At 48.8% G+C, this 13,013-nt stretch carries 8 protein-coding genes; 1 reads left to right on the top strand and 7 read right to left on the bottom strand.

Annotation, left to right across the window (positions count from 1 at the left end; translation table 11 throughout):
• Positions 1-26: 26 nt before the first annotated feature.
• From nrfA to bglG, 7 genes are all read right to left on the bottom strand, one after another.
• A complete protein-coding gene (gene nrfA / locus JFY74_09480; protein ID QQG30223.1) occupies positions 27-1,460 on the bottom strand; it encodes an ammonia-forming nitrite reductase cytochrome c552 subunit in 1,434 nt (477 codons plus the stop codon).
• Positions 1,461-1,899: 439 nt separating this feature from the next.
• A complete protein-coding gene (locus JFY74_09475; GenBank protein QQG30222.1) occupies positions 1,900-2,913 on the bottom strand; it encodes a nucleoside hydrolase in 1,014 nt (337 codons plus the stop codon).
• A gap of 106 nt (positions 2,914-3,019) precedes the next feature.
• Positions 3,020-4,204: an esterase family protein gene (locus JFY74_09470; GenBank protein QQG30504.1), complete on the bottom strand. Its 1,185-nt coding sequence runs from the start codon at positions 4,202-4,204 to the stop codon at positions 3,020-3,022.
• Positions 4,205-4,273: 69 nt separating this feature from the next.
• On the bottom strand, positions 4,274-5,932 hold the full coding sequence (locus JFY74_09465) for a carbohydrate porin (protein QQG30221.1): 1,659 nt from the start codon (positions 5,930-5,932) through the stop codon (positions 4,274-4,276).
• Between the two features lie 253 nt (positions 5,933-6,185).
• Positions 6,186-7,580 carry a glycoside hydrolase family 1 protein gene (locus JFY74_09460; protein ID QQG30220.1) on the bottom strand — a complete coding sequence of 465 codons (1,395 nt, stop codon included), beginning with the start codon at positions 7,578-7,580 and terminating at the stop codon, positions 6,186-6,188.
• A gap of 35 nt (positions 7,581-7,615) precedes the next feature.
• Complete coding sequence (gene bglF, locus JFY74_09455; protein QQG30219.1) at positions 7,616-9,517, bottom strand: PTS beta-glucoside transporter subunit IIABC; 1,902 nt, start codon at positions 9,515-9,517, stop codon at positions 7,616-7,618.
• 373 nt (positions 9,518-9,890) lie between these two features.
• The gene (bglG, locus tag JFY74_09450; GenBank protein ID QQG30218.1) at positions 9,891-10,754 is read right to left on the bottom strand and encodes a transcriptional antiterminator BglG; all 864 of its coding nucleotides are present in this window, start codon (positions 10,752-10,754) and stop codon (positions 9,891-9,893) included.
• 644 nt (positions 10,755-11,398) lie between these two features.
• On the opposite strand from bglG, the gene pykF reads away from it, so the two are divergent.
• A complete protein-coding gene (gene pykF / locus JFY74_09445) occupies positions 11,399-12,811 on the top strand; it encodes a pyruvate kinase PykF (protein QQG30217.1) in 1,413 nt (470 codons plus the stop codon).
• Positions 12,812-13,013: the final 202 nt, after the last annotated feature.

Genomic DNA, 13,013 nt, shown 5'->3' with positions numbered 1-13,013 from the left:
CCGCGTCCACGGGCGATGAGGGGTTATTAGTTCAGTCGTCCAGCTTTGCGCGCTTGTTCATCCCACTGCAGCACTACCGTGTTCAGGAAATCCTGTTTTTCGGCTTTGATTTGCTGCATGTTGAGCCCAATCGCCTGCTGCGCTTTCTCTTTCGTCGAGATATCCGGCAGCTTGACTTCCCCTGTCACCCCTTTTTGTGCCAACAGACGCACCAGTTTGGTTCTCGCCTCGGCGGATTTACTCAGCGAGGTGCCAAGCATCCGTAAGCCTTCATCCGGTGCATGCATGTGAATACCGTGAGAGGCAACCGCCAGATCCCAGCGCCATTGCGCATGGCGAATATCCATCAGAATCGGCTGCATTTCTGCTTCGGTTGCACCGGCATCCCAGGCCGCTTTAGCCTCAAAGTGCGCGTGAACCAATTGCTCTTCTGCTTTCAGTTTTAAGTCCTGAATAGCCGTTTTGCGTTCAGCAACAACCGCCTGCATCGCCGCTTTATCCTGCGTGTGGCAATTGGTACAGGTTTCGCCGTAATTGTCGAAAGGGTTGCCGATCTTGTGATCGGTATACAGCTTGCCGTCCGCGTTTTTCACTTTCGGCATATGGCAGTCGATACAGGTCACGTTGTTTTTACCGTGAATACCAATGCTCCAGGTTTCATATTCTGGATGTTGGGCTTTCAGCATCGGCGCGCGGGAAAGGGAATTGGTCCAGTCGGAGAAGGAAATCGCGTCATAGTATTTTTCCATGTCTTCGACTTTTGTGCCGTTATCCCATGGGAATTTCACCGCTTTGTCTTTACCGGAGAAATAATACTCAACGTGGCATTGCCCACAGACCATCGATTGCTGCCCAAATCGGCTGGTTTGATCAAACGGTTTGCCAATGGCTTCCATTGCGCGCTCTGCGTAAGGACGGGACAGCGTCAGCGCCGGTTTGCCCTGAGCAAAATCTGGGGACGCGGTATCATGGCAGTCCGCACAGCCGAGATCGTTAGTAATCTCCGGCCCGCCTCGCGCCCACTTGCCTTTGAAGTAGCCGTCCTCACCTTCCTTTTGGATCAAGCGGGCGACATCCGGGCTTTTACAACTCCAGCACGCCATCGGCAGAGGGCCATCTTCTGCCGTCTTTGGTGCACCGGTACGCAGCGTTTCACGCACGTCCGTTATGGCGTAGGCATGGCCGCGCGGCTTGTTATAGTCTCTGGAGAAGGGATAACCCGCCCAGAGGACCACCATCATGGGGTCTTCTGCCAACGCATCATGACGTTCAGACTGTTCAGTGGTCGCTTTCCACGAGTTGAACTGATCGGGGTGTTGATTGGTGAATACGGCGTTTCTTGCTTCTATCGGGGCGGGTGGTGGTGACACCGGAGCATCAGCGGAATAGGCTGGCATCATTAGAAAGAGACTGGCTACCATGCCCCACAGATAGGAGATTGACGTGCTTATCCTGACCATGCGTTTGTGTCCACATTAAGCCGCCTACTGGCGGTCATTTTCGTTATCTATTTGACAGAAACCACAACAACTGTCGTGACATTACTCGCACTATGAATAACAAAAAGATGCATTCAAAATATTGTTTTTGATCAAAGGTAAAGAAAAGTAATGAATCGTATCGAAAGTTATATGAGGATTGTCTCAGTCACGGAGGGGGCATCGCAGAATATGGCAAGGGGCTTAAACACGGGGGACTTAAAAATTAAGCACTTAGAAACCGGGTGTTTAAGGATCAAGACAGGTGGCGCGAGCACTGGGATGACGCGCCAATCTTGGCAGTTCATCCCAGTGCATTTGCTGATACAGCGCGGCGTTTTGCCCGATAGAGCACATCAGAAGCTAAATAAGTGGGGCTTAAGTGAAAAATAGCGCCCCACAGTATGCCCTTCCGAGATTTTTATTTCCCTTGACCATAGGCCAACGCCAGCTTGGCGTAGAAATCTTCCAGCGTGAAGCGGGCATCAACGGCGTTATACACTCGAATCTGGCGCGCATTGTCCTGCGGTGCATAGGTCAGGTCGTCGTTTAACTGCGGCGCGTTAACCAGCGTGTAGTGATATTCATGGTCATCCAGCAGCAGAGAAACCGAGGGATTATCACCCAATACCCAGACTTCGCTTTTCGGCCAGGGAACGTCCTTGATGGTTTCGGAAATCGCACGGTTAAACTCGATCAGTTGCTGCCACAGATACTCCCCGACTTTCCCCTGCGGCTTAACGCGTACGGCAAGCTCAGACAGCGAGACGCGCACGGACATATAAACATTATGCGGCACCTGCCACAACGGCACCTGAGACTTGAATACGCTGTTCGCCGCGACCGGATCGTTAAACATATTGTATTCCCAACCGCCTTTCGGATAAGGCATACCGCCAATCCACACCACCGTCATTTTGCTGGCGATCGTCGGTTCAGCCTGTAGCGCGGCAGCGATATCCGTAATCGGCCCCATGACTAATACAAACAGCGGATGCGAATCGTCTTTTAACGCTTCCTTGATCAGCATCTGCGCCCCTTCACTCAACGCAGGCGCGCCACCGTCGGCTTTCAGCGCCTGCGTCGCACCGCGATAAACGAGGATGTCCGTTTTTCCCATCACCGTCATCAGGCGTTGAAGCTCATGGTAGCTTTCCATCATGCTATTTTCGCCATCACGTTTCATCAACGGCGCAGTACGGGAGTAATGGGCGGCAATCAGCCCTTTTACCTGCATCGTTGGCGTCAACACCGCATGGGCAACGGCAAAATCATCGTCAGCCTCGTTTTTCGCATCGGCGCTGATAATGACGCGGATCTGTTTATGATCGGCTACATCAAAAGGTGAAGTTTGAGCCTGCGCAGTGAACGCGCTGAGGAACGGCAATGCCACGATCAGCATGGCAAACCGGGAAAAGTACCTGTGAATAGACATGATTATCCTTAACGGTGCTTGGCAATCGTTGATATGGCAGCCCAGCGATTCAGGCTGCCATCAGAGAAAGCAGGCATGCCACGACGCAGCCCGCAGCATGAAGACGCTATTTAAAAAGCTTCTGAACAAACTCGCTGTAGGCCGGTCGCCAGACATCCATTTCATGACCGAGGTTCGGATAATGGCGGTAGTCAAACCGGATATTTTTCTGCTCCAGTACGGTTTTCAGGCCCGCAATATCCTTACCGGTGATGTTGTCGGTTTCACCAATCACTACCGTGAAGTTCTTCAGTTGCTGATTGATCTGCTCCGGTCGTTCAAGCTGTGCAGCAACGGCCGTGTTCGGCACCGTTTCGGTGGTCACGCCGCTGAACGTTGCCAGCCAGCCGAAGTGATCCAGGTGGCTCATGCCGGATACCAGTGCCTGATAGCCGCCCTGAGACAGCCCGGCCAGCGCCCTGCCGTTCGCATCCTGACGGACGTTAAAGCGTTTGCCGATCTCGGGGATAATGTCATGGATGAGTTCCCTGTCCGCCGCTAACGCATTGCGCGGATAGAACACCTTACGGCGCTCCTGCGGTGGATAGTCTTCCGGGATGATGCCGGGAGCGTCCGTTTCCGTATCAGGAATGACGACCAGCATCGGCTCAATCTTTTTCTCCGCCAGCAGGTTATCCATCATCTGTGGTATCCGCCCCTGCACCACGGCCGATGCGCCCGTGTCACCAAAGCCGTGGTAGAAATACAGCACTGGCAACGGTTTTGACGATTCGCTATAGCCCGGCGGCGTCCAGACATAGACCTGACGCTCTGATTTCAATGCTTTCGAGTGATAGGTCAGCGTTCTTAGCTCACCGTGTGGGACCTGACGCACATCCAGAATGCTCCCCGGCACCAGAATCAAACTGGTATTTACCTGACGCTGTGGTTTAGTCAACGCCGTGCCGGTATCGATGGTGCGGAAGCCATCCACGCTGAAAAAATATTCATACAGGTTCGGTGCCAGCGCTGACGTTTTGAACGACCATACGCCAGATTCATCTTTCGTCATCGCATGGGATACAATGCTATCGGGCGTCGAACCGGTAAAAACACTGACCTGCTTCGCCGTTGGCGCAAACAGGCGGAAAGTGATACTGCTATCCGCGTTCACCGCCGTGACATACTGGCTTACGGGGACGGTTGCCGCGGGCATAACCGGAAAATCGGCAGGTAGCGCGAATACATGCATTGAAGCGCAGGCAAACAGACTTGTTGCCAGTATCGACACTGTTCGATTCTTTAAATTTATCAGCATATTGTTGTTCCATCTTAAAGAATGGCAGGCATTGCAGCCTGCAATATTTGCAGTAATACGTTGTTACCACCACACCTCAGCTTGAACACCAACGATAAACTGAGATTTATTTTTATCATCCGAGAATTTGTAGCCCGAAATCTCATTATCCAGAATATTTAAGTAAGTACCGTAGAAACGAATTTCCGGTCTGGAGTTCAGGATGCTGGTATCAACTTTCAGCGCATGATAAAGCGTGGTTTTATAACCAGACTCGCGGAAATTCACACCGGCTTGATTGGTATTTTTCTGCGTAAACCAGCCTAGCTCCACGCCAGTTTGGTTATAGTTATCCCAAATATAGGCGGGACGAATAACGGTACGGATACTTTCGAAATCGCTGTGCGCACCCGTTTCATAGCTATAAATATCATTACCCCAGGAGTACACCAACGCATTAGCCATGATGACGTTGTCATGCAAATACATTTCACCTTGTGAAATTACGCGAAACGCATTACCGCCCGTGTGATCGCCATAATAGTTTTTACCCTGTCCAATTGACGGATTACCGTCATTGTAACGGGCAAACCCACTAGCGATAGAGTTATTCGCTGACTGCAACGTAAATTCGTTAAATCCACCGCGTGCATCCAGCTTCTGTTTGACGATTGCCGTCGCCAGATAGCTGTCCTTCATTTTGAAGTATTCATTATTGCTTTCGTTATGTTTCTGGCTATCGTTCTTATTTGCCATCACATACTTACCAATCAATGTTAGCGCACCGTCTTCCCACAATGGTAGGTTTTTATACCGAACCTCCATCGTGTTGGTATTCATTTTGGTTTTATCTGCATCTCTACCGATATTAGGATCTGCATATTCTCTGGAGTAAACGTTAACATCTTCACGCGTCAACGCGAGATCTAATTTCCCCGGCCCCGCGTTCATATTCTCTATCCCCACGCCCGCACCGGCATAAACGCGATCGCTTTTCCAGTCCAGCATTTGAATTTCATAAACAGGCAGGACATGCTTCCCGACCCAGAAATCGGCTTCTGGTGCAAAAGGCAGGAAGCCGTTTGTTGTCAGGTACAAATCGGAAAACTGAAGGACGTTCTCATTACCCGTATTATCACCAAACCAGCCCGCGCTGTATTGCTGTCCAACGTTTCCGTCGAGTTTAACCACGGCGTGTGCCGTCTTGCCGTCTTTGTTATAAACGCGCTGGGTGAGAAGAAGATCGAACCAACCAGAATGTTCATTACCAAAACGACCTAAAGAACCAATGGCATAGGACTCCGGTGAACCATTCGTCCCGGTTGCCCAACCGGAACGTAAATAACCGGTATAGGAGAAACCGATGTCATCTTTAACGTATTTGCTAATTTCATCCAACGTTAGCGGTTTTTGCTGTGTATTTGCAGCCGTGACAACATCAACCGAGCTTGCCGCAGAGGCGGCTGCCGTATGGTTAGCCGGAGAGCTGTCAACGGATGCAACAGCCCGTGTTTTATCTTTCGCCGTTGAGTTTACGGCGACTTGGGTTTTATTCTCTGCGATCGTCTTATATTCGCGCAGCTCTTTTTTGGTTGACTGCAATTCGGCTTTGTTTGCCGCCAGTTCTTTCTCCAATAGCTCCAATCTTTCTTCTACGGTCAATTTCGCGGCCATAGCACCATTAGACAAAAATACTGACGACATCAGTAATACCATCATCTTTACAGGGAATTTTTTACGCATATTATTATCCGAGTAGGGTACATTTTTAAATTGGAAACAACATGCCTTCGACGCTAGCCGAAAGCCCGTCTATTTATAAAAGTTTGTAAAACCCAAATGACCGTTTATATGATTTAATGGCTAGTCAACACCCTCCCGTTTCATTTTATTTTCCTGCCATCTTTCCCATGGGTAGTAAAAAAGAGAGTTCGCATTCATTCCAGAATTTGTTTTCCTAAGAATGAATGCGTAAATAACGTAGCGATACGCTGATTTATTTCAACGTTTCTCCGTTAGAGGAAATAACGTCTTTATACCAGTAGAAACTTTTCTTACGTCGGCGTTCTAATGTACCGTTCCCTTCATCATCACGGTCGACATAAATGAAGCCGTAGCGTTTCGACATTTCGGCTTTTGACGCACTAACCAGATCGATAGGGCCCCAGCAGGTGTAACCCATAACCTCAACGCCATCTTCTAATGCTTCACCCACTTGATACAGGTGATCGTTCAGGTATTTGATGCGATAGTCATCGTTAATGCTGCCATCGTTCTCAAGTTTGTCTTTGGCACCCAAACCGTTTTCCACAATGAACAGCGGCTTTTGGTAGCGGTCATACAGATAGTTCAGCAAATAGCGCAGTCCTTCCGGGTCGATCTGCCAGCCCCACTCAGAGCTTTCCAGATGCGGGTTAGGCACCATATTCAAAATATTGCCGCGGGCTTTCAGGTTCACTTCTTCATCAGTAGTCACGCAGCCCGTCATGTAATAGCTGAAAGAAATGAAATCGATGGTTTCTTTCAGCGACTGACGATCGTCTTCCGTTACTGTCAGCGTAATACCGTGCTGTGCAAAGAAGCGCTTCATGTACGCTGGGTAGTATCCTCGGGTTTGTACATCACCGAAGAACAGCCAGTCGCGGTTCTGCTGCATAGTTTCCAACACATCGCCCGGCTTACAGGTCAGCGGATACATCATCGCGCCCAGCAGCATGTTACCGATTTTGGCATCAGGGATAAGTTGATGGCAGGCTTTTACTGCTTTGGCGCTCGCAACCAACTGATGGTGAATCGCCTGATAAACTGCCTGTTTATCGCTTTCAGTGGGTAGTCCGACTCCCGTAAACGGTGCATGCAGCGCACAGTTAATTTCATTGAACGTCAGCCAGTATTTCACTTTGTCTTTATAGCGCTGGAATACCGTGCGGGCGTAGCGCTCGAAGAACGTAATCGTTTCACGGCTTCCCCAGCCGCCGTAATTCTTCACCAGACCGTACGGCATTTCATAGTGGGACAGCGTCACCAACGGCTGAATGCCATACTTTGCCATTTCATCAAACAGGCGATCGTAAAACGCCAGTCCTGCCTCATTCGGCTGGGCTTCATCGCCTTGCGGGAAAATGCGTGTCCAGGCAATCGAGATTCTCAGGCATTTGAAGCCCATTTCAGCAAAGAGCGCGATATCTTCGGGATAGCGGTGATAAAAATCGATCGCCGTGTCTTTAATGCCGCTGTCGCCCGGCGTACGCGTGACGATCTCGCCAAAAATACCCTGTGGCTGCAAATCGGACGTTGATAGCCCTTTTCCGTCCGTTAAATACGCACCTTCAACCTGATTGGCAGCGATCGCGCCGCCCCACAAGAATTCTTTCGGAAACTGATGGCTCATCTTTTCTCCTCCCAATTGGGTCATAAATTTCAATGTCAGCGGATTAACGTCAACAACGCGCCCTGTTCCTGCACGGTGTTTCCGGCAGTAGGCAGAACATCAACGTAATCTTCGCTATTGGTGATAATGACGGGCGTTGTCGTGTCATAGCCGGCTTTCTCAATCGCCTGATAATCAAACTCCACCAGAAGATCGCCCTGCTTCACGACATCGCCGGTCTTAATGTGAGCAGTGAAATACTGACCATCCAATTTCACCGTATCGATACCGACGTGAATGAGCACCTCAGCACCGTTTTCAGACTCCAGTCCGATGGCATGATTGGTCTTGAACAGCGAGGCAACCGTCCCATTCACCGGTGAAACCACGCGTCCGGCCTGCGGTTTAATCGCGATGCCTTTTCCCATTAATCCACTGGCGAACGTTTCATCACCGACCTGCTCAAGTGGCAGCACCGTTCCCTCAATCGGGCTGTTTATTTCTTGCTTACGCGTTGCATCGTTCTGGTTCTGCGTGGCTTGCGGTGCCGCCGTAGGCGCGTTTACTGCTGGCGCATTCTCTTGCGGCGGAATCCCAAATGCCCAGGTCGCTACCGCAGCGAAGGTGAAGGCGATGGCCGTACCAATAATGGCAGCCCAGACCGAGTTATCGACACCAGTAGGTGGGATAACCTGCGTAAAGGTGAAGATGCTCGGGAAGCCGAAGGAATAAATGGTGGTATGGAAATATCCCAGAACACCGGCCCCGATTGCGCCACCTAAGCAGCCAAAGATGAAAGGACGCTTCAGCGGCAATGTGACGCCATATACCGCAGGTTCTGTAATACCAAAGATGGCTGCCGAGAACGCCGAACCAGAAATCCCTTTCAGCTTCATATCACGAGTACGCAGCAACACACCCAGCACCGCCCCTGCCTGCCCTAACACCGCAGGCGTCAGCAGCGGCAGCAGTGTGTCGTGTCCCAATACGCTGAGGTTATTGATCATCAGCGGCGTTAAGCCCCAATGCAGGCCAAAAATCACGAATACCTGCCACAGCGCGCCCATCAGTGCGCCTGCAATTGTGGAGTTCAGCCCGTAGATCAGCTGGTAGCCGCCAGCCAGCATATGCCCAAGCCAGGTGGCCGCCGGCCCAATCAGCAGGAACGTAACGGGGACCGTGATACAAAGGCACAGTAACGGCGTGAAGAAATTGCGGATGTTGATATGCAATATGGCATTCAGTGGCTTTTCCAGACGTGAAGAGAGCCAGGCCGAGAAAATAATCGGAATAACGGAAGACGCATAATTAATAAAGGTAATTGGAATGCCCAGAAAATAAAGCTGCTGATAATTCGCATCCTGCATGGCGCCAAATTCAGCGATCATGGATGGGTGAACCAGCGTTGCACCAATCACCATGGTAACGAATGGATTTCCACCGAATTTTTTCCCTGCGGTATAGCCTAAAACTACCGGGAAGAAAAAGAATAATGCATCGCTGGCCGCAAACAGAACTTTATAGGTTCCACTGGTTTCAACCATCCAACCGCACACTAAACTCAGGGCTAAAAATCCCTTTAAAATACCAGAGGCAACCATGACGCCAATTAATGGCGTAAATATGCCAGATATAATATCAATGAAGCGGGAAAGAAGATTACCTTTCTTCTCATCACCGTCTTCATTATTTGAGGAGTCAGCCTGATCGCTCAATCCAGAAACATCCAGTAAACTGCGATAGACATCGCTGACATGATTGCCTACAACGACCTGAAATTGTCCGCCACTTTCAACCACCATGATCACGCCTGAATTATTCTTCAGCGCAGCGGCATCCGCTTTCTTGTCATCTTTTAGTTTAAAGCGTAGTCGGGTTGCGCAGTGTATCACGCTAATGATGTTGCCACGCCCACCGACACCATCGAGTATATCACTTGCTAATGCTTTATATTCCATCGTCTATCCTTAATGCTAAACAGACTTAAGTATCAATAATTTAAGATTGCCAGCTCTGTTTGAGACAAAAAAAAACCTAAATCGCTTTTCCCAATAAACATTGAGAAAACGATTTAGGTTTTGCCTGCCCGCCTAGACTAGCCTGACAGTAACAATCCTGCTTGTATGCCCGTCATACTTCAAGTTACATGTGCGTTGGCTACGCTACTTGAATTATTTAGGCCTATGCCAGCACAACTCATGCACTGACAATAAAACTTTACTTCATCTGATAATTTGCTTTCCACATACTCTATTCTTTCACTTTCATCGTAAGCAAGGTATTTATCTTGCTACATTGCTATTTTTGTGACTAAAATCAAATTAGCAGAAATTATTCTCCATCACCGGGTTCTATTTTATCCTGACCATCTGTACGCACACGTTCAATATGAATAGTTAAGAACATCAATTCTTCTTTCGTTAATGTGTAATGATACTTTTGAATAATGTGCGCCTGTATTTTTTCCGCACAGCGATAAGACAGTTGATATCTTTCCTTCACGACATCATGCAGCGATTCATCGTCACTAAATACGGTACTTTTTCCTATTAGTCGCTGAGCAAAGAATTTCAAATGCGTCACAAAGCGATGGTAGCTCAATGCCTGCTCATTATAATCCAGATTCAGCTGATATTTTACAATATTCAGTATTTCCTGCATGATTTTGGTAATTTGCAATACTTCTGGCATTTCGCTGTCAAGCTGTGCGTTCACCAAATGTAAAGCAATAAATCCCGCTTCATCTTCCGGTAGTCGCACGGCCAAACGCTGCTCAATAATATCCAATGCCTCCTGGCCGACAGCGAACTCTTTCGGATATAGGCGTTTTATTTCCCATAGCAGTACATTGCGGATATCCACCCCTTGTTTGTGACGCTCGATCGCAAAGTGGCAGTGATCCGTTAAGGAGATATAGACGCTGTTTTGCAGTTTCCCGGGTAAACGCGCTTTTGCCAGAAGAATGATTTTGTCTGCCGTTGTGATGACATCCATCGGAATCTCTGACAGCAGTTCCTGCAAGCGCGATGTCAGCTCGCCGGATTTCATCACAAACACACGCTCAATCAGCGTTTCGTCCAGCAGATCGCCAGAGTGCTTTTTGAAGCCCAGCCCGCGTCCCATCACAACCGACTCATTATTGTTTTCGTCGATTACGGTGACGACATTATTGTTGAGTATTTTGGCAATCTTCATTTTTCAAACCCTGGAAACAAAAAAACCAGACACTCGTAACAAGAACGAGCATCTGGTTTTGCCTGCTTACGCAGTAACAATCCGCAATGGCAGGTAAACTACCATCTGCATTCATCTTCTCAAGGAGCATGACACAAAAACGTGATACGGATCGACAGAAATACCTGCCGCTTACACGCATTTTCTTTATTTACTGTCAGCCATTACAAGAATCAATCACTTATCATCACTCGCCGTAATATCGTAGTTATGCAGCGGATTTCTTAGGCGGTTGCGCAACAAAGTTAGGTAAAAACACCAAATCATCCCGTTTTTTGCGTAAACGCGACAAAATATTCAATTTCATCCCTTTTACCACCTTGTTTCTCGTCGCTTAATAACTATAATACGAAACGTCGTTTCAATTGAATGGTTTCAGCTAAACAACGTGCCACTATCAATAACATTATTATCAACGGCATCGCCAACGCGAATCTCGCTAACTTCATGCGACGAGCGGCTACGCACTTCATCACCCATTCGCTACGACCATTTATACTTACCTCTTTTATACTGTTTCCTCATACATTCTTTCCAGCGGCTTGCCTCGCATCGCCACTGGTTCACTCGTTTTTTTATCCATCACAACTTGTAGAAACTATCGTATGAAAAAGACAAAAATTGTTTGTACCATCGGGCCAAAAACAGAGTCAGAAGAAATGCTGGGCAACCTGCTGTCTGCTGGCATGAATGTGATGCGCCTGAATTTCTCTCACGGGGATTACGCAGAACACGGTCAACGCATTAAGAACCTGCGTGCCGTCACGGAAAAAACGGGTAAAAAAGCCGCTATCCTGCTTGATACCAAAGGCCCGGAAATCCGTACCATGAAGCTGGAAAACGGTGCCGACGTAACGCTGACCGCAGGTCAAACGTTCACGTTCACCACCGATCAAAGCATCGTGGGTAACAAGGATCGCGTAGCAGTAACGTATGCCGGTTTTACTGAAGACCTCAGCGTGGGTAACACCGTTCTGGTGGATGACGGTTTGATCGGCATGCAAGTTACTGCGATTAACGGTAACGACGTCGTCTGTAAAGTGCTGAATAATGGCGATCTGGGTGAGAATAAAGGCGTTAACCTGCCTGGCGTTTCCATCCAGTTGCCTGCTCTGGCCGAAAAAGACAAACGCGACCTGATTTTTGGTTGTGAGCAAGGCGTCGATTTCGTTGCGGCATCCTTTATTCGTAAACGTTCTGACGTTGAAGAAATTCGCGCCCACCTGAAAGCACACGGCGGCGAACACATCCAGATCATCTCCAAAATCGAAAACCAGGAAGGTCTGAACAATTTCGACGAAATTCTGGAAGCCTCTGACGGCATCATGGTTGCACGTGGCGATCTGGGCGTTGAAATTCCAGTGGAAGAAGTGATCTTCGCGCAGAAGATGATGATCGAAAAATGTAATCTGGCACGCAAAGTAGTTATCACCGCGACGCAAATGCTGGATTCCATGATCAAAAACCCACGCCCTACCCGTGCTGAAGCTGGCGACGTGGCAAACGCCATCATCGACGGCACCGATGCCGTTATGCTGTCTGGCGAAAGTGCGAAAGGTAAATACCCGCTGGAATCCGTTACCATCATGGCGACGATCTGTCAGCGTACCGATTCGGTGATGAAAAGCCGTCTGGATACCATCAAGACGCCTCCAGTATTGCGTATCACCGAAGCTGTCTGCCGCGGTGCAGTAGAAACTGCAGAGAAACTGGATGCGCCACTGATTGTCGTTGCGACCAGCGGCGGTAAGTCTGCTAAATCTATCCGTAAATACTTCCCGAATGCCCGCATTCTGGCGCTGACGACTAACGACGTCACCGCGCGTCAGCTTCTGCTGAGCAAAGGCATTGATACGCTGCTGGTGAAGGAAATCGCTTCTACTGATGATTTCTACCGTATCGGTAAAGAAGCCGCGCTGAAAAGCGGTCATGCGCAGGCTGGCGATGTTGTGGTTATGGTATCTGGTGCACTGGTTTCCAGCGGCACAACCAACACCGCTTCCGTACACCGTCTCTGATCCCAACAATCAGATAGGTAAAAAGCGCCTTAGTGGCGCTTTTTTTATATTCTGAAACGACTTTCTACAGTGCGATAACCTAATTAATGCGTTTGTGTAACGTGCCATTTAATAGCTTACAGCCTCGGAGTTATCCGATAAAAATAGCACTGTTTTCCTTACTTTTTTAATGAATAGGTAAAACTCGCTGTTTCTTTGAGCG

The sequence above is a fragment of the Pectobacterium carotovorum genome (assembly GCA_016415585.1).
Classification (GTDB): domain Bacteria; phylum Pseudomonadota; class Gammaproteobacteria; order Enterobacterales; family Enterobacteriaceae; genus Pectobacterium; species Pectobacterium carotovorum_K.
This window is presented reverse-complemented; position numbering and strand designations above follow the sequence as displayed.